The organism is Microbacterium sp. 4R-513 (assembly GCF_011046485.1).
GTDB lineage: Bacteria > Actinomycetota > Actinomycetes > Actinomycetales > Microbacteriaceae > Microbacterium.
The window spans coordinates 3,441,076-3,461,393 of record NZ_CP049256.1; the positions used below are offsets into that span (position 1 = coordinate 3,441,076).

Sequence of the window (20,318 nt, forward strand, 5' to 3'; positions counted from 1 at the left end):
ATCGGGTGGGGGAAACCTACGAAGCGGTTTCCGACGCCTCCGACGGCCCTTGCACGGATCCGACAAAGGCATCGGCGATCACCTGTGCGGTTTGCTCAATCTGCCAGGGCCGCGCACCCAGTTCCGCCAGCGCTTCACCGATGGATGCCGCGGTGACGGGCTCGGGCGGAGCCCAGGCGACGCGCCTCAGCAGTTCCGGCGTAAGCAGGTTCTCGACGGGCATGTCGATCTCGGCCGCGCGGGCCTCGACGAGCGGGCGTGCGGTCTTGAGCCGTGCATCGGCGGGCGGGTTTCGGTCTGCCCAGGCGCGCGGCGGCGGAAGGGAGTCGCCGCCGGTCCCGCGCTCGCTGGGGAGCTCCGTGGTGGCGCGGCCGGCTTCGATGGCCGCCCACCAGCGGTCGAGCTGCGTGCGGCTCGCGCGTCCCGTGAACTCCTTCACGCGGGCGAGGTCGGCCTTCGACTTGGGATCGGCGAGCACGGCTGCGACGAGAGCCCGGTCGGGGACGAGCCGCCCGGGCGCGACATCCTCCGCCTGCGCGAACTCCTCACGGGCGACCCACAGCGCCCTCGCGATCGCGAGCGAGCGCCGTCCGCGGACGGTGTGCAGGCCACTCAATCGCCGCCAGGGCTCTTCGCGCGCGACCTTCGGCGGCCGATCGAGCACGGCCTGGAACTCCTCGACGGCGAACTGCATCTTCCCCTGCTTCTCGAGCGCTTCGGCGAGGACGTCGCGGACATCGACGAGATGCTCGACGTCGAGCGCCGCGTATTCGAGCCAGGCCTGGGGGAGAGGGCGTGTGGACCAGTCGGAAGCGGAGTGCGCCTTCGCGAGCGCGATGCCGAGCGTCTCCTCCACGACCGCGCCGAGCCCCACGCGCTCCCGGCCGAGCAGCCGGGAGGCGAGCTCGGTGTCGAAGATCGACGCGGGCACGAGATCCAGCTCGCGGAGCGACGGCAGGTCCTGGCTCGCTGCATGGAGCACCCACTCGGCACCGCCGATCGCGCCCTGCAGGGCGGTGAAGTCGCCGATCGGCGGGGGGTCGAAGAGGAAGAGACCCGCGTCACGACGGAACACCTGGATGAGGTACGCGCGCTGGGAGTAGCGGAAGCCCGATGCGCGCTCGACATCGACCGCGACTGGTCCGGTTCCACCGGCGAGGACGGATGCCGCGTGCTCGAGTCCCTCCGCGTCGGCGATGACTTCGTACTCAGCCACGCGGCGACCTGCGCGATCCGAGCATCGTGATGCCCTCGGAGCCCGGCGGAAGACCGGCGAGCATGCAGACGAGCTCCGCCCACGCCTCGACGTGAGCGCCGATCGGCCCCGACGGCGACCACGAGGCGCGCAATTCGATCTGCGCGCCGTCGCCCTCGGCCGCCAGCGAGCCGAATCCCTTGGAGAGCGTCTTCGTCGCCGTGCCGGACGCGGCCCGGTAAGCGGCGTGACGAGAATCGAGAGCATCCACGAGCCACGACCATGCCACATCTGCCAGGAGCGGGTCGACCCCGATGTCGGGTTCGAGGGGCGCTTGGGCGAAGCATACGATCCGCCACGGGCCCTCCCAGCCCGACGGTTCGCCGTCGTCGTGGAGCAGGACGAAGCGTCCGGTGCCGTAGGCGGAGTCCTCGCCGGGGGCGTCCGGACGCACGTCGGCCGCCACCGCGAGGGCGTCGGGGGCGAGACCCGACGGCGCGGCGATCTCGCGCACGACGAGGTCGTCGCGGAAGCTCACCGAGCGCACGTCCGCGGCCGCCTGGGCGAACGACACAGGCGTCGCCGGGGGACGAAGCTCAGCCACGCGGACAGACTAGAGTGAGGCCTCGATGGTCACTCCCAGGCGCGCCGCGACGCGTGGCGCAACACCCGCGCTGATGGCCGGCGTCCGTGCGGCGGTCGTCGCGCTGAGCTTCGCGCTCGGGGGCGTGCTGGGCCTCATCGGAGTCCTCTCGGTGCGCACGGCGCGGCAGATCGTGACCCCTGCTACCCGCGTGCCCGACACGAAGATCCTCGACCTCGACACGGCGGCCCAGACGATCACGCTCAGCCGCACCGCCGACACGGAGCTCCCAGGTCGATACGGCCTCTTCACCACCGGCACGGCGTCCTACGTGAAGCTCGGCTCGGTGCTCGCCGAGGACGCGCATTCGGTCAAGCGCAAGCTGCTGACGCACATCGGACCGGCATCGCGCCTGTCGTCGGACGCGGCGTTCAGCGGCTGGTACTACGACCGGCCGGAAGAGCTGCACATCCCGTTCACCCCGGAGCTGATCGGCTCGGCCGTGGGCCCGTGCCCCGCGTGGCTCTTCCCCGCGGCGGAGTCCACCGACACATGGGTCATCCAGGTGCACGGCCGGGGCACCAACCGCGCGGAGGCGCTGCGCGCCGTGCCGCTCTTCCACGGGCTGGGCATCACATCCCTCGTGGTGTCGTACCGCAACGACGGCGAGGCCCCGCGCAGCCGTTCGGGCACCTACACCCTCGGGGCGACCGAGTGGCGAGACGTCGATGCCGCCGTCGGATTCGCGCGGAGGCGCGGCGCCCGGCGCGTCATCCTCATGGGCTGGTCCATGGGCGGAGCCATCTCGCTGCAGGTCGATCTGAACAGCGCCCACCGCGACCTCATCGCGGGTCTCATCCTCGAGTCGCCTGTCATCGACTGGCGCGTCGTGCTCGACTATCAGGCCAAGCAGTACCGCCTCCCGACGGCCGTGAAGGGCCTCGCGATCGGCGCGCTGCAGTCGGAGTGGGCGACGCCCGTCACGCGGACCGGTGCCGCCATCCCGTTCGACCGTCTCGACGTGGTCGCGCGTGCGGCCGAGCTGCGGCATCCGGTCCTCATCCTGCACAGCGACGACGACGGCTTCGTGCCGTCGGACGCCTCCCACGAGCTCGTCGTCCGGCGCCCGGATCTCGTCGAGATGCAGGTGTTCGAGGTGGCGCGCCACACCAAGCTGTGGAACTACGACCAGGAGCGCTGGAGCGACAGCATCCGATCCTGGCTCGAGCGCCACGACCTCATCCCCGCACGCGAAGCCGCAGATAGCTGAAGCCCGCATCGTCCACGAGCATGCCGGCGACCCGGGTCTCGACGCGCTCCGTGAGGCGGACGAACGGCTGTCGTGCGGGCTCGAGCACGGGCGACACCGTGACGCAGAGCTCATCCACCACGCCCGCCTCGACGAACTGCGTCGCGAGCTCGGGGCCTCCCTCGCAGACGATGCGGCCGAACCCTTTGGCGCGCAGGCCCGCGACGATCGTCTGGGGCGTCAGGCGCTCTCCGTCGGTCGGAAGCGGAACGACCTCCGCCGGGGCATCGCCCAGCGCGTGTCGCACGAGGTCGGCGCGGTCCTGCGGGCACAGCACGAGCGCCGGCGGGCGGTCCTCGCGGCCGGCCGCGCTCAGCTTGCCCGCGCCGAGGTCGCCCGTCGAGGTGACCACGGCCAGTCGCGCCGTCTTCGGCAGCAGGTAGCCCTCGATGCGGACGGTCTGGGCGCCGACGACCACGACGTCCGATGCGCGGCGGATCGCGCCGAGGACGTAGCGATCGGTGCGCGACGTGATGCTCTCGCTCGTGCCGTCGTCGCCGGAGGTCGCCCCCGTGATGGTCGTGATCAGGTTGAGCCGCACGATCCGGTCGCCCTCCACGGCATAGCGCCGCGACATCCACTCGTCCGTGCCCTCGTCGCCGATACGGGCCGACTCGAGCGAGCGGGGGAAGAGCTCGGTGACGATGCCGGCCTCCGCGGGGGAGTCGGTGGGCTTGGGCGCGAGCTCCATCACGCCACCAGCTTCGCCCGCACCTGGCGCTTGGCGCGCATGAGCATGCCGGTCATGCCGGCGATGCGCAACGGCGAGACGGCGCGCGTGAGGCCGATGCTCTGCGGGAAGTCGTCGGGGATCGCCAGCACCTCGTCGGCCGTGAGGCCCGAGATCCCCTGAACCAGGATGCTCGCGAACCCGCGCGTCGTCGGGGCCTCCTTCGGCGCGGTCGCATGCATCGCGACCCGCCCATCGGGGGCGACGTCGAGGATGATGTAGACCGGCGACTGGCACTCCGCCACGCGCTCCCGGAGCTCGGGGTGGTCGTCGTACTCGGACGGCACGTCCGGGAGCTCGTTCGAGAACTCGAGCAGCAGCTGCAGCCGATCGGCCTCGGGCAGCTCGAGGAACTCGTCGCGGATCTCGGCGAGGGTCTCGGGAAGGACGGCTTCGGTCATCGCCACCATCCTTTCACGGGGCGGGATGCCGGGGCCCGGCGGTCAGCGGCCCGGGACCTCGCCCGGCTCGTCGCCCGTCGCGATCGGCACCCGGACCGCGCTGCCCCATTCGGTCCACGAGCCGTCGTAGTTGCGGACCCGCTCGAAGCCGAGGAGGTGGTGCAGGACGAACCAGGTGTGACTCGACCGCTCGCCGATGCGGCAGTAGGCGACGATGTCGTCGCCGTCCTGCAGGCCCGCGTCGCCGCGGTAGATCGCATCGAGCTCGGCGCGGGTCTTGAAGCCGCCGTCCGCCGCCACGGCGCGGGCCCACGGGACGCTCTGGGCCGACGGGATGTGCCCGGCGCGGAGCGCTCCCTCCTCCGGATAGGCGGGCGCGGACGTGCGCGAGCCGTTGTACTCCTCGGGGGAGCGGACGTCGATGAGCGGGTTGCCGAAATGGGCGACCACGTCCTCCTTGTAGGCGCGGAGGGTCGAGTCGTCGCGCTCGACGACCGGATAGTCCGTCGGCTCGAGGGTCGAGGCATCCGTCGTCAGAGGACGACCCTCCGCGATCCACTTGTCGCGGCCGCCGTCGAGGAGGCGCACGTCCTCGTGGCCGAACAGGGAGAACACCCAGAGCGCGTACGCGGCCCACCAGTTGTTCTTGTCGCCGTAGATGACCACGGTGTCGTCGCGCCGGATGCCCTTGCGGCTCAGCAGCTCGGCGAATCCCTCGCCGTCGACGTAGTCGCGCACGACCGGGTCGTTCAGCTCGGTGTGCCAGTCGACTTTCACCGCACCGGGGATGTGGCCGGTCTCATAGAGGAGCACGTCCTCGTCCGACTCGACGACCACGAGACCCGGCTGACCGAGCCGCGCCTGCAGCCAGTCGCCCGTGACGAGGCGGCCGGGCTCGGCGTAGTCGGCGAACTTGGGGGACGAGGTGTCGAACTCGACGGACAACGGCACTCCTCGGGTGAAGGGGGCGGGCGGGCGACGGCGTAGGGTTGAACGCGCGCTTCCGACCCTAGATTCCCGCGGGTGCGGGCGCATCCACCCCGTAAGACGGCGATACAGGACGAGATGACCACGACGGCTTCCGGAATCGTGCACCTGACCCAGCGCATGCCTCACGTGTCGGGCGCCGAGATGGTCGAGGCCCTCGTGCCGCCGCCGCAGTTCGACGGCGCGACCTTCGAGTCGTACCGTGCCGACCCGTCCTTCCCTTCGCAGCAGGAGGCCAAGGACACGCTCATGGCCTTCTCGGGCAGGGGCCAGCCGGTCGCGAAGGGCGGCTTCTTCCGCCGCGCCAAGAAGGGTCCGGAGCTCAAGCCCGGCGTCTATCTCGACGGCGGCTTCGGGGTCGGCAAGACGCACCTCCTCGCGGCGATCTACCACGCGCTGCCCGCACGCCGGAAGTACTTCGGCTCGTTCATCGAGTACACGGCCCTCGTCGGCGCTCTCGGCTACCAGAACACCGTGGAGCTGTTCCGCGGCTCCGACCTGCTCTGCATCGACGAGTTCGAACTCGACGACCCGGGCGACACGATGGTGATGACGCGGCTGCTCGGCGAGCTCGTCGCCGGCGGCACACGCATGGCCGCGACATCCAACACCCCTCCCAACGCGCTCGGCGAGGGCCGGTTCGCGGCGCAGGACTTCCTGCGCGAGATCCACGCGATGTCCGCCAACTTCCAGACGCTGCGGATCGACGGCACCGACTACCGCCAGCGCGCGATCGACGGGCACGCCGCCGTGCTCACCGACTCCGAGTACGAGAGGACGGTGACGGATGCCGCGGCCCGCGGCGTCGCGTCGGACGACGCCTTCCCGGCATTCATCGATCACCTGTCGCGCGTGCACCCGAGCCGGTACATCAGGCTCATCGAAGGGCTCTCGACGATCGGCCTGCGGGACGTCGCCGAGCTCGACGACCAGTCGGCCGCCTTGCGCTTCGTCGCGTTCGTCGACCGTGCCTACGACGCCCAGATCCCGATCCGGGCCACCGGCGTCTCACTCGACCAGGTTTTCGGCGAGGAGATGCTCGGCGGCGGGTACCGCAAGAAGTACCTGCGCGCAATCTCGCGCCTGGTGGCATTGACGCACGACTGACAGCGGGTCCGCGGACGACTTGCGGCTGCCCGAAACCTGATGTTTACACGGGCACGGTACGCGTAACAGACGCGAAACAGGCATCCCGGTCCGCGGTAACGGGCGCTCGTGACAATGGGCGGACCCGACGCTATTCCCTGCGTCCCTGCAGAGAGGTTCCTCCCGAGATGGATCAAGGCAACACCGCATTCATCCTCATCGCAGCCGCCCTCGTCCTCCTCATGACGCCGGGACTGGCGTTCTTCTACGGCGGACTCGTGAAGGCCAAGAGCGTCATCAGCATGATGATGCTGAGCTTCGGCGCCATGGGTCTCATCGGCGTGCTCTGGGTGCTCTACGGCTACGCCGTGGCGTTCCCGAAGACCGCCGACGGACAGATCCAGGCGCCGTGGGCGATCGACCCCGCCGAGTTCGGCCTCACGAGCCTGCTCGAGACGCCTGACGGCGCGGCGTACCCGCCCCTCGCTTTCGTCGCCTTCCAGGCGACGTTCGCGATCATCACCGTCGCGCTCGTCTCGGGCGCGATCGCCGACCGGGCCAAGTTCGGCGCATGGATGATCTTCGCGACGATCTGGGCGACGATCGTCTACTTCCCGGTGGCGAGCTGGGTTTTCAACTTCGGCCTCGCCGACGACGGCAGCTTCGCCTACGGAGGCTGGATCACCTACGGTCTGCAGACCTGGTTGGGCGCCGGCGCGATCGACTTCGCGGGCGGCACGGCGGTCCACATCAACGCCGGTGCCGCAGCCCTCGCCCTGGCTCTCGTCCTCGGCAAGCGCGTCGGCTTCCAGAAGGGCATCCAGGTGCCCCACAACCCGCCGTTCGTGCTCCTCGGCGCCGGCCTCCTGTGGTTCGGGTGGTTCGGCTTCAACGCCGGATCGGAGCTCGCCGCCGACAACACGGCCGCTCTCGCGTTCGTCAACACGATCGCCGCTCCCGCGGCGGCCCTGCTCGCGTGGCTCATCGTCGAGAAGATCAAGGACGGCAAGCCCACTTCGGTCGGCGCCGCCTCCGGCGCCGTTGCAGGCCTCGTCGCGATCACCCCGGCGTGCGCCTCGCTCACGCCGGGATGGGCCATCCTCCTCGGCCTCATCGCCGGCGCCGTCTGCGCTCTCGCGATCGAGCTCAAGTTCAAGTGGGGCTTCGACGACTCGCTCGACGTCGTGGGCATCCACCTGGTCGGCGGCCTCATCGGCACGCTGTACATCGGCTTCTTCGCGACCGGCGTCGGACTGTTCACGGGCGGCGACGGCACGCAGCTGCTCGTCCAGGCGATCGCCGCCTTCTCCGTGCTCATCTACTCGTTCGTGCTCGCGTACGCCATCGGCTGGATCATCCAGAAGACGATCGGATTCCGCGTCAAGAACGAGGACGAGATCGCCGGCATCGACACCGTCGTGCACGGCGAGGAGGGCTACGTCCTCACCGACACCCGCGGCTGACACCGTAACCAGGAAGGGGCGTCGCGCGCTGCGCGGCGCCCCTTCCGCGTCCCGTTAGGGTGTGGGTCATGAGCCCGCGCCGCAGCCTCCTCGGAGCCCTGAAGAGCCTTCTGACGCCGTCCCGGCGCACTCCGGCGACGACGACGTCCCACGGCGACGGCCGCTCCGGCTTCGCCGCGACGATCGAGATCGCACCGCCGGCCGCGAAGGCGCTCCGGATCACCTATCAGCCCGACCTCGACGGCGATCCCGACGCGGGCGAGATCATCTGGACCTGGGTGCCGTACGCGGAGCGAGACGGACGCGGCAAGGACCGCCCCGTCCTCGTCATCGGACGCCTGGACGACTCGCGCGTGTACGCGGTGCGCCTCACCTCCAAGTCCCACGACGGCGATCGGGACTTCCTCGCGATCGGATCGGGTCCGTGGGACCCGCAGGGACGACCGTCCTGGGTCGACATCGAGCAGCTCTACACCGTGCACTCCGCAGGCATGCGGCGCGAGGCATCCGCTCTCGACCTCGAGCGGTTCACGCGCGTGGCAAGCGCTTTGCACCAGCGCTACGGCTGGGCGGTCGAGGGCGCCTGAGGCCGGAAGACACGAAAGCCCCGGACGCATCCGGGGCTTCGCAGGGTGGGCGATACCAGACTCGAACTGATGACCTCTTCCGTGTGAAGGAAGCGCGCTACCAACTGCGCCAATCGCCCGTGGGCCCGTTGGGGCCGAGTCCCGATCCTACCGGATGCCGCGGGGCCGCACGAATCACACCGGTGTGACACGCGCGGGCTCCGTCCGGTTTTGCACCTGCGCGGGGATCGGCTAAAGTCATTCAAGCGCCGGAGAGATCCGGAGTAACGCGGATGTAGCGCAGTTGGTAGCGCATCACCTTGCCAAGGTGAGGGTCGCGAGTTCGAGTCTCGTCATCCGCTCGAGTGCAGGGATTCCCCGACGGGGAGTCACGGCACGTGGGGTCAAACCACACGCGGTGGCGTGGCCGAGCGGCTAGGCACCGGCCTGCAAAGCCGTTTACACGGGTTCGAATCCCGTCGCCACCTCCACTCTCTCAACTGAAGAGCCTTCACAGGCGCGATTGGCGCAGCGGTAGCGCGCTTCCCTGACACGGAAGAGGTCACTGGTTCGATCCCAGTATCGCGCACCAACTGAAACCCCCGGTTCGCCGGGGGTTTCGTCGTTGCGGGGGAGGGGGATGCCGCTACCTCACCCGCTCGGTCGGATAGACGTGCCGGATCTTCTCCGCGAAGAAGCGCCCGGCGCTCTCCGCCCCGATCAGGGCGCGATGAGCGGAGGGCGGGACGGCGTAGTAGCGGTACACATCGCCGGAGGTGAACTCGATCTCGAGCACCGCCGTCGCCGTGTCGTAGCCCACCGCGCGGATGACCGTCGACTCCACATGTGAACGCTTCACCCTGTCGATGCCGCGATCAGTCGTGACGGCTGCCGCGGTCGGGCAGGGGCTCGGTCGGGAACCGGTCCGGCATCCCGCTCATGCGGTCGTGCTGGTCGTTGGCGATGTTGTTGGCGATCGCGTCGATCGTCGCCGGATCGAGGCCGGCGTCCAGGCCGTCGAGGGTGGAGAGGATGGCATCGCGGATCAGAGCCGGGTCGATCACTGGCTGCGCACCCGCCACGATCGGCGTGAGCTTCGCGACCACCTCGTTGACGATCTCGGCCCGCTTCGCAGCCCAGCGGCGCTGCGCGATCGCCACAGCGATGTCGAACTCGCGGGCGCTCACCTCCTCCGTCGCGCCGAAGACCTTGGACATCGATTCGAGGAACTCTCCGAGTCCGATATCGGGCGTGCGATAGGAACCGACATGGTCGGCGCCGATCTCGTCCGCGAAGAAGATCGTCCCCTCGGGACGCCGAATGGTCTTCATCTCCGTCTCTTCCTCTCGTGGCTGGGTGGCGCGTGGCCGGCGGACCGCGACCGCAGCGAGCGATGCGGAGGCCGCCCCGGCGTGCGCGTGGAAGTCGATCGGGGTCGCAGCCCAGGCGGCGCCGGGCCACAGCGTCACATGCACATGCGCCCCATAACCCTGATCCGATCCGAACCCGGAGGCGCCCGATGCCGCGATCCCTTGACCTGCAGCGACCCGGTCCCCGACCCGGGCCCACGGGCTCGAGAGGTGGAGGTACCGGACCGTTCGGCCGTCGTCCAGCGCGACCGTGATGTACCTGCCCATCGCTCCGCTGTTGGTGAGCTTGCGGTCGATGACCCATCCGTCCGCCGCGCAGCGCACCGTGGTGCCCGGCGCGCACGCGTAATCAGTGCCCGGCTCCTGGGAGGGTGGCACTCGATTCCTGTGATCCCAGTACGTCCCCCCGACGCTCACCGGCGCATCACACGGCTTCTGATACGTGATGACCCCCATCGCCCACGTTGCCCCCAAGATACGCCCGTTGCGACTCGGCGGCGAGGCCTCCGCGGTGGCGAGCGCCGGCGAAGCGGTGGTCGCTGAGGGCGGACCGGCGTCGCCGCTAGCGTGTCCTCATGAGCAGCGCCCTTCCCGATGCGATCCGCGCGGCACTGCGGGCAGCGGCCGACGCGGAGCGCGCGCCCGGCCAGCAGGCCTACATGAAGTCGGCGATGCCGTTCTACGGCGTGGCTGTGCCGGAGGTGCGGCGCCTCACGCGCGCTGCAGCGCAGCGGACGACGGATGCCTCGGCCCTTCTCTCGGCGTCGCGGCAGCTGTGGGACGAGGCATCCCATCGCGAAGAGCGCTACGCCGCGATGGCGCTGCTCGCCCTCCGGCCGCTGAGGGCCGATCCGGCCGTGCTGCCGCTGGCGGAGCACATGGTGCGCACGGGACAGTGGTGGGACATCACAGACGAGCTGGCGCACCGGCTGGCCGAGGCGCTCGATGCGCGACCGGACGAGACCGCGGCGCTCGTGCGGCGGTGGGCCGTCGACGACGACTTCTGGATGCGCCGCCTCGCGATCCTCGCCCAGCTCGGGCGGCGCGATCGGGTCGACCCTGACCTGCTGACCGATGCGATCGAGCCGAACACGGCGGACGGGGAGTTCTTCATCCGCAAAGCGATCGGGTGGGCGCTGCGCGAGTACGCGCGGGTTCAGCCGGACTGGGTGCGCCGCTTCGTCGCCCACCACGACCTGAGCGCCCTCACCGTGCGCGAGGCGCTCAAGCACATCGGACCGGCAGGTTAGATCGGCGCCCCGTCGAGGGCCGCCACGAAATGGGGGAAGACGTCGATGTGCGCGCGGTGGCCGACAAAGACGTCGGCGTGCCCATAGCCGCGGATCACGCGCACGGAGTGGCGACCGGGCTGATGCTCAGCGAGATAGGCGTAGGTGGCGCGCTGGCTTGCGGGCAGAAACGCGCGGTTGTCCGCACCCGTGAAGAGGGCGAAGCGCGCCTCCGACTTCGGCGGCGCGCTCGCATAGCGGAGCGGCATCCCGTCCCGGGGCTGGATCGCCACGATCTGGCCCGCGCGCGCGGACTTCGCGAGCTGCGTATAGACGCTCATCGGGATCTGGCCGAACTCGCCGCTCAGCCACTTGTGCGTGGCAGCGTCGAGGTTGCGGTGATGCCAGAGGGCGGGATGACCCGAGCCGAGCGCGAAGCTCGCCATGTTGCAGGAGGGTTCTCGGCACTCCACATGCCACAGCCGTACGGCATTGCGCGTCGCACGACGGATGCCTCGCTCCGGCCCGTCGCCCCAGGCGACGTCGACGTAGGGCTCGCGGCCCTGGAAGAGGGGGCGCAGGACGCCCAGCTTGACCTTCGCGAAACCCGGCAGGACGGGATGGAGCGAGACCGAGTTCGAGACCACCGTCTCGATTTCGGGCACGAGCCCCGCCACGACCGCCATGCTGAGACTCGTCGAGCCTTGGCAGTGCGCGATGGCCTTGATCGCGGTCGAACCGGTCTGCTCCGAGACATGGCGCACGGCGGCGGGGTGGTCGTACCGGGCCACATCATCGAGGGTCCACGGGATGCGCGCGAGGTCGGTCGAGCCTCGCCAGTTCAGCATCCAGACGTCGCGTCCGTCTTCGAGGAGGACGTCGACGAGGGATCGGATCGCCGGCGGGCGGAACGACTCGGCACGCATCCCGGCGCCGTGGACGAGGAGCACCGGCCCCTTCGTCGGCTCGTGCGGGCCACGCACGTGGATGAGGGTGAGCGCGACGCCGTCCTCGGTGCGGAGGAAATGCGGTTCGTCGACGTGCAGCCGACGGTTGACGGCGAGCGCGGTCATCGGCCGGCCTCCTGGCGGGGCGAGGGCCCCTTCTCCGAGGCGGGCGGGAGGTAGGCATCCATCACGGACTTCGTGAAGAAGGTGCCGAACCGCGCGATCGATGCGATCGGACCACGTCCCGAGCCCTTGAACGTCGTGAGCTGCCGCGCGAAGTCGGCGGGGAGGATGCGGAGCATTCCCGCCGCGATCACCTCGCCGGTGCCGTCGTCGGCGCCGTTCGGCCCTGGGGGGACGTGCCCCTTGAGAAGCCTGATGTAGAGCGTCGAGGTGTCGGTCCAGATATCGAAGCCAGGGTCGTCGCGCACGGTCTTGAAGCCGTACATCGTGATGGGGGTGCCCGACATGTCGCTGAACCACAGCCGGTAGCGCATCTCGCGCGTGCCGTCGTGCTCGGTGTCGACGAAGAGGTTCGCCCAGCCCCGCTGCACCGGGAGCTGCCCGCCGAGGATGTCGCTGTCGACGTAGCCCTTCGCGACGGCGGTGTGATCCTCCGTGCCGACGAAGCGCTCGACGTCCGGCGCCGTGATCGTGAGCTTGAACATGAAGCGCTGCGTGAGCTGGCGCCCCATCCGCCATCCGGTCCGGGAGTCGGTCTGGCCCAGAGCGATGAAGCCGCGCATCTTCTCGGTGAACTCCATGCCGCGGCCCGCGATGGGATCGGCCGGCGCGACGGGTTCCGGCTCCTCGACAGGTGCCGCCGCGGCAGAGGCGGGACGCCCCTTCTTCCTGGGCTGCTCGAGGACGCGCTCGACGGCCCGGTCGGCCATCGCGGCGATCGTGAGGGAGGGGTTCGGGCCGACGGGGCCCGGTACGGCCGAGCCGTCGACGACGAAGAGCCCGGGGTGCCCGAACGACTCGTTCCAGCTGTCGACGACGCCCTCGTGGACGTGACGGCCCATCGGCGCTCCGCCGAGCGGGTGGACCGTGATGACGCGCTTCGTCCACCAGAGGGGGTTGTCGCGGAAGCGTCCGCCGAGCGTGTCGGAGATGTCGCGCATCGTGCTGCGCATCGAGTCGAAGTAGGCCTCGCTCGTCGCTGTGGTCCACTCCACGTCGAGCTCGCCGTCGGTGAGGGTGATCCTGCCGTCCGGAGTGTCGCGACCCATGCCGAGGAGAGGGAGCGAGCTGGAGGTGAGCCGCCCCTGCCCGACGAGCTTGGCGACCTCGGCCGAGATGGTCGACTCATTCGTGTTCTTCAGGCGATACGAGATCAGCTGACGCACCACGGCGGCCGCGCGCTTCATCGACGAGGTGACCTGCGATGTCTCGATGAGCCAGTTCGCGAACTCGGGGAAGCCGGCCTCCTGCACGTAGTAGCCGCGGCCCGCTCCCTCTTCATCCACGCCGTCCGGCTTGCGGATCGCCGTCGTGATGACCGGACCGTACGCCGGGTCGATGAGCCGCATCTGCCCCGAGTCCGACGCCGCCTGCGCCGCGAGGGAGAACGTCAGAAGGTCGCCGTTGCCGCTGAAGCGGCTGCCCAGCGCACGCCCGAGCGCGGGCAGGGCGACCCGGTTGCGCAGCAGCAGGGTCGTCGAGCCGAACGTCCCGGCGCCGAGGAACAGCTGCTCGCACGTGATCCGCACTTCCACACGACCCCGCTTGCCGTCGGCCTCGGGGTCGGTGCCGTACTGCGTGTAGCGCACCTCGTACCCGCCGTCCGGCAGCGGCGTGATGCCGAAGACGTCGGCGAGTGTGCGGATCTCAGCGCCCTTCGCCTTCGCCGCCGAGAGGTAGTTGTGGTCGAGCGTGTTCTTCGACCCCTCGTTGCAGCCGATGTCGCACTCGCCGCAGAGCCGGCAGGTCAGACGCGTCGCACCGTGGAGGTTGCCGTACGCGGGCTCCTCGATGATCTGCTTGGGCTGCGCCGGGGCACCCCGCCGCGACGAGAACGAGATCGCGAGGGGAGGGTCGAAGCTCTCGAGACCCAGGCTGGTGGCGGCATCCCGAAGCGCCTTCGACTTGGGGAGATCGGGATACGGGTTCGTCGTCGGCGTCATCATCGCCTCGACGGCGTCGTAGTGCCGGTCCAGGTCGCTGCGGCCGATCGGCCAGTTCTCGTACCCGCCGCCCGGGAGCGGCGAGTCGTGCACGAACCAGCGCTCGTCCTTGCGCAGGAGCACGTTGGCGTAGATGAGCGATCCGCCGCCCAGCCCCGCCGAGACGATCCCCTCGATCTTGCGGAACGATCTGATGTCGAAGAGCCCGAAGAGCTCGTCCTTCGGCTCCCAGAAGGCGCGGCTCATCTCATACGGGCTGCGCGCGAAGCTGCCGGGCGGGTATGCCCGGCCGCGCTCCAGCACCACGACCGAGCGTCCTGCCTCCGCGAGCCGGAACGCCGACACCGATGCGCCGAACCCGGAGCCCACCACGACGGCGTCGACGTGCTCCACCTGTGCCCCCACGGCTGTCCCTTCCGGTGCACAGTCGACCATCGAGCCCCCGCTCCGGCACCAGTGCTCACGCTAGTGAGCGGGCAATGCCGTCGCAATCATCGCGACCGGGCCGTCGATGAGATGGTGAGGGATGCCTCGCCCGCCCCCGACCCGCGGTCCGGCGAAGAAGGATGGCCGGGGCATCCCGGTACTCACTATGATTCGGGCAGATCCACCCGGATGGGGGCATCCAGTGGGGGACCCCCGCCTGCGACGAATGGAGTCGGCAGTGAGCAGACCATCGGTGTTCGAGCGCGCGCTGATCGGCGTCTACACGCGGGTGAACCGGCGGACTCCGTGGCACAGGCTGCCGTTCCTCCTGTCGCTCGTGAACCTGATCGCACTGCGGGATCAGCTGCGCAGGGAGAACCTGGTCGACACCCGCACGCCCGGAGAAGGCGGCCGGCGCCCGGGCGTCGCGCTCGCCGATGCGACCGACGCGCAACGGCGGTTCCGGTCGGCGGACGGCTCGTTCAACGACCTGAGCGATCCCGACATGGGCATGGCGACCACGCGGTTCGCCCGGAACGTCGCCCTCGCGAACGCGTACCCGGCCGCCGACCCCGACATCGCCCGCCCCAACGCGCGCGAGATCAGCCAGAGGCTCCTGCGGCGCGACGAGTTCACGCCCGCGACCTCGATCAACCTGCTCGCGGCGGCCTGGATCCAGTTCCAGACCCACGACTGGTTCGCGCACGGCCGCGAGGACAACTCGACCATCGACATCCCGCTGCCCGAGGGCGACCCGTGGTTCGAGAACCCCATGCGGATTCCCCGGACGAAGCAGGACTCGACGCGCGTCGATGCCGACCAGGACATCCCGCCGACGTACATCAACACCAACTCCCACTGGTGGGATGCCTCGTCGATCTACGGCAGCACGGAAGAGCGACGCGAGCAGGTTCGCAGCCACGTCGACGGCAAGCTGCTGCTCAAGGACGGGCACCTGCCCCTCGATCCCGCCACGGGCGTGGCTCTCACGGGCTTCAGCGAGAACTGGTGGGTGGGGCTCGGGATGCTGCACACCCTGTTCACGCTCGAGCACAACGCCATCTGCGACGCGCTGAAGAAGGAGCATCCGCATCTGACGGAGGAGGAGCTGTTCGGCACGGCGCAGCTCGTGAACTCCGCCCTCCTCGCGAAGATCCACACCGTCGAGTGGACGCCCGCGATCATCGCCCACCCCGTCATGAAGGTCGCGATGCGAGCGAACTGGTGGGGCCTCGCCGAGGAGAAGATCCACCGGCGGTTCGGCCGCATCAGCAGGAGCGACGTCATCAGCGGCATCCCGGGGTCCGCGCACGATCACCACGGCGCGCCCTATCAGCTGACCGAGGAGTTCGCGGCGGTGTACCGCCTGCATCCGCTCCTTCCGGAGGAGCTCGAGGTGCGCTCGCTCGACGACAACGCGCTGCTGGACTCGATGGAGTTCCAGGAGATCATCCTGCTCAATGCCCAGCGCGTGCTCGAGGGACCGCAGGAGGTGCAGGATCTCTGGTACTCGTTCGGGACGCAGCATCCGGGCGCCGTCCAACTGCACAACTTCCCGCGGTGGATGCAGGACATCACCCTTCCGGACGGTCTGCGCCTCGACATCGCGGCACTCGACATCACGCGGGATCGCGAGCGCGGCGTGCCGAGGTACAACGAGTTCCGGCGGCAGCTGCACCTCAAGCCGGCCGCGACGTTCGACGAGCTCACCGACAATCCCGTGTGGGCGCGAGAGCTCGAGGAGATCTACGGCGATGTCGAGAAGGTGGATCTGCAGGTGGGCATGCACGCCGAGACGCCCCCGAAGGGCTTCGGATTCAGTGACACGGCCTTCCGCGTGTTCATCCTGATGGCGAGCCGCCGCCTGAAGAGCGACCGCTTCATCACGGACTGCTACACGGAGGAGTACTACACGAAGACCGGTCTGCAGTGGGTCGCCGACAACGACATGCGCAGCGTCCTGCTGCGTCACTTCCCGGAGCTCCGGAAGTCGCTCGACGGCGTGCCGAACGCGTTCGTGCCCTGGAACGTGAGCACAGCACGCACGTCGTCCAGCTCTCCTGCCAGCGCCTCCGCCGCGGTCGGAACGCAGGAGTGACGCCGGCGCGCGTCGGAGGAGGAGCCACATGACCACATCCCCTGCCGACCGGAAACCCCTGCCTCCCGGTCGATTCGGCCTGCCGTGGCTGGGGGAGACCCTGGCGATCCTGCGCAACAACCACGGGTTCTACAAAGACCGCCTCGCGAAGTACGGACCGGTCTTCAAGACGCGGCTGTTCGGCAACAGCTTCGTCGTCTTCTCGGGGCACGAGGCCTTCCACGCCTTCGCGACGGATCCCCGGATCGTCCGAGGCGATGCGGACCCCATCTCGGCGGAGCAGATCTTCCTCAATTCGCTGGCTCTGATCGACGGGGTGGAGCACCACACCCGGAAGTCGGTGATGCTCCGGGCCGTCGGCTATCGCTCGGCGATCGCGTCGTACCTTCCGGTGATGCAGGAGCTCTTCGATCGCACGATCGACCCGTGGCTGGAGATGGGCGAGGGGGTCGACCTTCGAGCGGATCTGCAGCGGTTCGCCGCGCGGCTGACGGGCGCGCTCTACACCGGCGACCGCTCCGAGGAGCACGCCGCCGAGCTCGACAGGAACCTCGCCAACATGCGCGAAGCCTTCATGACGCTGCCGGCGCCGATCCCCGGCACGAAGTACGGCAAGGCGATCGCGAGCCGCAAACGCATCGACGAGATCATCGACGACGCTCTCCAGAAGCACCTCACCGGGCAGTACGACGACATCGTGTCGCGGATGATCGTCGCCGCGACCGAAGCCGACATCCCCATCGAGAACCTCCGCGGCGACATCCGACACCTCATCTTCGCGGGCCAGGGCGGGTACTTCGTCCCGCTGACTCTCACGACGATGGCCGTGGGACAGCATCCCGACATCATGGAGCGGGCCCGGGCGGAAGTGATGGCGATCTCGCCCGACGGCCCGATCTCCATGGAGCAGATCGAGCAGCTGGAGTATCTCGAGCAGATCTCGAAAGAGGTGCGGCGCTTCTTCGCGATGAACTCGGCAACGTTCTTCGGCCGCGTCCAGGAGGACATGGAGGTGGCCGGCTTCCGAATCCCGAAGGGCTGGGGTGCGATCGGCGGCATCCACATCAACATGCGCAACCCCGATGTCTTCCCCGATCCGGATCGGTTCGATCCCGACCGCTTCCTCCCCAAGCGCGAAGCGGCGCTGCCCCCGGGCAGTTACGTGCCGCACGGCGACGGACAGGCGACGCACCACCGATGCCCGGGCGAGAACATCGTGACGGTCGCCGTGAAGGTCTACCTGACGCTGCTGCTGCGCAGGGCCGAGTGGTCGATCCCGGCGCAGGATCTGACCCTCACGAACGAACTGTTCCCGCTGCCGGCGAGCGGCCTGCGAGTGAGGTTCCGCGAGCATGTCGCTGTCGGGAACTGACCAGTCCGTCGCGCCGAAGAGGCGGGAGCGCGGCGTCAGGAAGCTCGTCCACCTCTGCAAGCTCATGATCGTCGGCTCACGCCTCCCCCTGACGCGGACGCCGGCGGACGCCGGGCTCGCCTACGAGGACGTCGTCTTCCACGCGGTCGACGGCGTCGAGCTGCACGGCTGGTTCATCCCCGCAGGTCCCGACCCAGCTCCCACGGTGGTATGGGTGCATGGGTGGCTCTGGAACCGCATGGGCAACGTCTCGGGGCGCGTTCCGTTTCCCGACCGCGACGTCGACTTCCTCCCGTCGACGAAGGCTCTGCATGAAGCGGGATTCCACGTTCTCACCTTCGACCTCGCCAACCACGGCGAGAGCGGCGAGCGCCGACCGCTGACGTTCGGGCCCTGGGAGGCGCGGGACTTCGTCGGCGCCGTGACCTACCTCCGATCGCGCAGCGACGTCATCGCGCACAGGCTGGGTGCCATCGGCATGTCGGCCGGTGGGAACACCGTCCTGTACGGCGCTCCCGAGGCGCAGCCGCTCAAGGCGCTGCTCATCGTCCAGCCCACGAAGCTCACGGTCTTCAACGACAACTTCGCCCGCGACCAGCTCGGGCGGTTCGGCTCGATCGTGGCGAAGTCGATGGACCTCGCGTACTGGCTCCTCCGAGCGCCTCTTCCGAGCAGGCAGAATCCTGCGATTCCCGCTCGCCGTGCGGGGGAGGCGACGGTGCAGTACGTGCAGGGCGTGGGAGACCCCTGGGGCACCGTCGCCGTCGTGGAGGACATCTCGGCCGCGACGCCGCATTCGCTCGGCGTCATCCGCTATCCCTCGCCCCCGGGACGCTACGAGGGGTATCGGTACGTCATGGACGACCCCGACGCCGTGGTCGGCTTCTTCCGCCGGTACCTCTAGGCGGCACGGACCGGGCCCACGCCGCCTCGGCGCGAACCAATCGCTCAGGGGTGCCAGAGGCCGTCGTGAGCCGCCTGACGCGTGTACTGCCGCGGGTCGAAGAACCGGTCGTAGTACTCCAGCTCGAGGTGCGAGAACTGCAGCCACATGCCCGGGGTGTAGAACGCGTCGACGTGCGCGGGGAACCGGCCGTAGGTGTCCCAGATGTAGTTGCAGATCTCCTTCGTGTAGGCGATCTCGTCGGGACCGAACCGCGTGCCCTTCTCGAGGAAGGCGCGGGCGTCGTCGGAGTTGCGGTAGGAGCTGGAGAAGACCTTCTCGTTGCCGTACGCATGGCCGCTCGCGCTGTACTTCGACTCGACGACCCGGTCGACCGCTTCATCCATCGACGACACGTACGGGGGAGTGAGTCCTTCGAGGATGCCGTCGATCCCGACGGGGTTGGGCTGGGATGCCGGAATGGGCGGCCACGACCGGTGCTTCTTCGGCTCTTCCATGCGAAATCCGAGGCCGTGCCAGCCCTTGGACTCGTCCTGCTGCCAGATGTACGGCGGGAACACGGAGCCGTGGATCCACCCGCCCAACCCCATCGCCTGCCCGAGCAGCATGAGGTTCTGGAAGTAGAAGAAGGCCTCGTAGTCGGTGCGCATCGCATGGGCGAAGCCGAGGGGCGCCTGGCTGTCCTTATTGACGTACCCACTGCGCACCCGGTCGAGGCCGCCGATCGGGTGGTAGGGGATCTTCGGCCCGATGCCGATGCTGCTGCCGATCTTCGCCAGCCACTCCACCGCGTTCTTCGGGTGGAAGCTGCGCCAGTCGTCGAGGAAGAGGGGGCGCATCCCGCCCGGCTCCGTGAGGATGATCAGTATCGCGTTGATGTACTGCCACGTGCAGTCGACGACGGGGAAGAAGACCGTCGTGCCCGGGGTGTTGGACGCCTGATTGTTCCAGCCCAGGTAGTAGGGCCACTCCCGCGGGAATTCGAGGCGCTTGTCCGAGACCCGGATGAGGCATTCGTCGGCGGCGCCGATCCAGTCGTCGTCTGTCCAGTCGCCCCACTTCGGCGGCAGGTCCTTCAGCAGCTCGAGCGCCCGCTCGCCGCGAGGAGTGCGCAACAGGAAGATGCCGTCGTCGTTGATCATGAAGAAGTGGGTGGCCTGCGCGTTGTCGGCGCTGCTGCCGGTCCTCGCCATGATGTTCAGGAACGGCGTGCCGAGCTCGTTCAGGCCGTTGTTCTCCACGAGCGGGCCGTCGTGGGTCGTGACGCCGGTGATGCCCGTCACGCACGTGACGAGGATGGCCTCCTCGAGCCTGCTCAGAGGCGCCGCGGCGTTGTGGCTCTCGTGGCTGAGCGGACCGGCGTTCACCGAGAATCCCCGCGGGATGCGTCTCGTCCGGCGCTCAGTGAGCGCTGACAGGAACGGGTAGCTCGCGAGGTCGGCGAGCGCGGGATTCCGCCGCGTCGCGCTCGATTCCGGTGCCGTGGACTCGTCGATGGTGGTCATGCGCGGCTCCTCGCGGCGGGG

The 20,318-nt window shown here is 69.2% G+C and carries 18 protein-coding genes and 4 tRNA genes; 11 read left to right on the forward strand and 11 right to left on the reverse strand.

The genetic code is table 11. The features are described 5' to 3' along the window. Positions 1 to 16: 16 nt before the first annotated feature. A complete protein-coding gene (locus G5T42_RS15230; protein WP_165129626.1) occupies positions 17 to 1,216 on the reverse strand; it encodes an HRDC domain-containing protein in 1,200 nt (399 codons plus the stop codon). After that, a complete protein-coding gene (locus G5T42_RS15235) occupies positions 1,209 to 1,799 on the reverse strand; it encodes a DUF3000 domain-containing protein (RefSeq protein ID WP_165129627.1) in 591 nt (196 codons plus the stop codon). The genes G5T42_RS15230 and G5T42_RS15235 overlap by 8 nt, the downstream gene beginning before the upstream one ends. Positions 1,800 to 1,824: 25 nt before the next feature. Here G5T42_RS15235 and G5T42_RS15240 point away from each other — a divergent pair, with 25 nt between their 5' ends. Then, complete coding sequence (locus G5T42_RS15240; protein WP_165129628.1) at positions 1,825 to 3,048, forward strand: alpha/beta fold hydrolase; 1,224 nt, start codon at positions 1,825 to 1,827, stop codon at positions 3,046 to 3,048. Here G5T42_RS15240 and G5T42_RS15245 read toward each other — a convergent pair. From G5T42_RS15245 to G5T42_RS15255, 3 genes are read right to left on the reverse strand one after another with little or no spacing between them, the layout of a single operon-like run. Continuing rightward, a complete protein-coding gene (locus G5T42_RS15245) occupies positions 3,017 to 3,778 on the reverse strand; it encodes a dihydrofolate reductase family protein (RefSeq protein ID WP_241246084.1) in 762 nt (253 codons plus the stop codon). The genes G5T42_RS15240 and G5T42_RS15245 overlap by 32 nt on opposite strands. Beyond that, positions 3,778 to 4,218 carry a SufE family protein gene (locus G5T42_RS15250; protein ID WP_165129630.1) on the reverse strand — a complete coding sequence of 147 codons (441 nt, stop codon included), beginning with the start codon at positions 4,216 to 4,218 and terminating at the stop codon, positions 3,778 to 3,780. Before G5T42_RS15250 ends, G5T42_RS15245 begins: the two co-directional genes overlap by 1 nt. A 42-nt stretch (positions 4,219 to 4,260) precedes the next feature. Then, complete coding sequence (locus G5T42_RS15255; RefSeq protein ID WP_165129631.1) at positions 4,261 to 5,163, reverse strand: sulfurtransferase; 903 nt, start codon at positions 5,161 to 5,163, stop codon at positions 4,261 to 4,263. Positions 5,164 to 5,283: 120 nt separating this feature from the next. Here G5T42_RS15255 and zapE point away from each other — a divergent pair, with 120 nt between their 5' ends. The 3 genes from zapE (at position 5,284) to G5T42_RS15270 (ending at position 8,341) form a co-directional block, all read left to right on the forward strand. Beyond that, positions 5,284 to 6,312 (forward strand): cell division protein ZapE, encoded by a 1,029-nt coding sequence (gene zapE / locus G5T42_RS15260; RefSeq protein WP_165129632.1) that lies wholly within the window; start codon positions 5,284 to 5,286, stop codon positions 6,310 to 6,312. Between the two features lie 167 nt (positions 6,313 to 6,479). Next, a complete protein-coding gene (locus tag G5T42_RS15265) occupies positions 6,480 to 7,754 on the forward strand; it encodes an ammonium transporter (RefSeq protein WP_165129633.1) in 1,275 nt (424 codons plus the stop codon). Positions 7,755 to 7,822: 68 nt separating this feature from the next. After that, a complete protein-coding gene (locus tag G5T42_RS15270; protein ID WP_165129634.1) occupies positions 7,823 to 8,341 on the forward strand; it encodes a type II toxin-antitoxin system PemK/MazF family toxin in 519 nt (172 codons plus the stop codon). Positions 8,342 to 8,387: 46 nt separating this feature from the next. On the opposite strand, the gene G5T42_RS15275 is transcribed toward G5T42_RS15270, so the two are convergent. Next, positions 8,388 to 8,460: transfer RNA gene (locus G5T42_RS15275), tRNA-Val, on the reverse strand. Positions 8,461 to 8,609: 149 nt separating this feature from the next. On the opposite strand from G5T42_RS15275, the gene G5T42_RS15280 reads away from it, so the two are divergent. The 3 genes from G5T42_RS15280 (at position 8,610) to G5T42_RS15290 (ending at position 8,912) form a co-directional block, all read left to right on the forward strand. Continuing rightward, positions 8,610 to 8,682: transfer RNA gene (locus G5T42_RS15280), tRNA-Gly, on the forward strand. A gap of 55 nt (positions 8,683 to 8,737) precedes the next feature. Beyond that, positions 8,738 to 8,811, forward strand: a tRNA-Cys gene (locus G5T42_RS15285). Positions 8,812 to 8,837: 26 nt separating this feature from the next. Beyond that, positions 8,838 to 8,912, forward strand: a tRNA-Val gene (locus tag G5T42_RS15290). Between the two features lie 54 nt (positions 8,913 to 8,966). Here G5T42_RS15290 and G5T42_RS15295 read toward each other — a convergent pair. Then, complete coding sequence (locus G5T42_RS15295; RefSeq protein WP_241245853.1) at positions 8,967 to 9,164, reverse strand: KTSC domain-containing protein; 198 nt, start codon at positions 9,162 to 9,164, stop codon at positions 8,967 to 8,969. A gap of 31 nt (positions 9,165 to 9,195) precedes the next feature. After that, positions 9,196 to 10,068, reverse strand: a complete 873-nt coding sequence (locus tag G5T42_RS15300) for a M23 family metallopeptidase (protein WP_165129636.1) — start codon at positions 10,066 to 10,068, stop codon at positions 9,196 to 9,198. Between the two features lie 197 nt (positions 10,069 to 10,265). Between G5T42_RS15300 and G5T42_RS15305 the strand changes: the two genes are divergently transcribed. Beyond that, positions 10,266 to 10,940, forward strand: a complete 675-nt coding sequence (locus tag G5T42_RS15305) for a DNA alkylation repair protein (protein WP_165129637.1) — start codon at positions 10,266 to 10,268, stop codon at positions 10,938 to 10,940. Here the strand turns inward: G5T42_RS15305 and G5T42_RS15310 are convergent. Both G5T42_RS15310 and G5T42_RS15315 read right to left on the reverse strand, forming a co-directional pair. Then, positions 10,937 to 11,992: an alpha/beta fold hydrolase gene (locus tag G5T42_RS15310; RefSeq protein WP_165129638.1), complete on the reverse strand. Its 1,056-nt coding sequence runs from the start codon at positions 11,990 to 11,992 to the stop codon at positions 10,937 to 10,939. The genes G5T42_RS15305 and G5T42_RS15310 overlap by 4 nt on opposite strands. Beyond that, positions 11,989 to 14,397: a GMC family oxidoreductase gene (locus tag G5T42_RS15315; protein WP_206535658.1), complete on the reverse strand. Its 2,409-nt coding sequence runs from the start codon at positions 14,395 to 14,397 to the stop codon at positions 11,989 to 11,991. Before G5T42_RS15315 ends, G5T42_RS15310 begins: the two co-directional genes overlap by 4 nt. A gap of 259 nt (positions 14,398 to 14,656) precedes the next feature. On the opposite strand from G5T42_RS15315, the gene G5T42_RS15320 reads away from it, so the two are divergent. From G5T42_RS15320 to G5T42_RS15330, 3 genes are read left to right on the forward strand one after another with little or no spacing between them, the layout of a single operon-like run. Then, the gene (locus tag G5T42_RS15320) at positions 14,657 to 16,516 is read left to right on the forward strand and encodes a peroxidase family protein (RefSeq protein ID WP_206535659.1); all 1,860 of its coding nucleotides are present in this window, start codon (positions 14,657 to 14,659) and stop codon (positions 16,514 to 16,516) included. A 28-nt stretch (positions 16,517 to 16,544) separates the two neighbouring features. Beyond that, the gene (locus G5T42_RS15325; protein WP_165129641.1) at positions 16,545 to 17,888 is read left to right on the forward strand and encodes a cytochrome P450; all 1,344 of its coding nucleotides are present in this window, start codon (positions 16,545 to 16,547) and stop codon (positions 17,886 to 17,888) included. Then, entirely contained in the window at positions 17,869 to 18,792 is a 924-nt protein-coding gene (locus tag G5T42_RS15330; RefSeq protein ID WP_165129642.1) for a dipeptidyl aminopeptidase, read from the forward strand. The genes G5T42_RS15325 and G5T42_RS15330 overlap by 20 nt, the downstream gene beginning before the upstream one ends. Before the next feature lie 44 nt (positions 18,793 to 18,836). On the opposite strand, the gene G5T42_RS15335 is transcribed toward G5T42_RS15330, so the two are convergent. After that, a complete protein-coding gene (locus G5T42_RS15335) occupies positions 18,837 to 20,297 on the reverse strand; it encodes a hypothetical protein (protein ID WP_165129643.1) in 1,461 nt (486 codons plus the stop codon). Between the last annotated feature and the right edge of the window lie 21 nt (positions 20,298 to 20,318).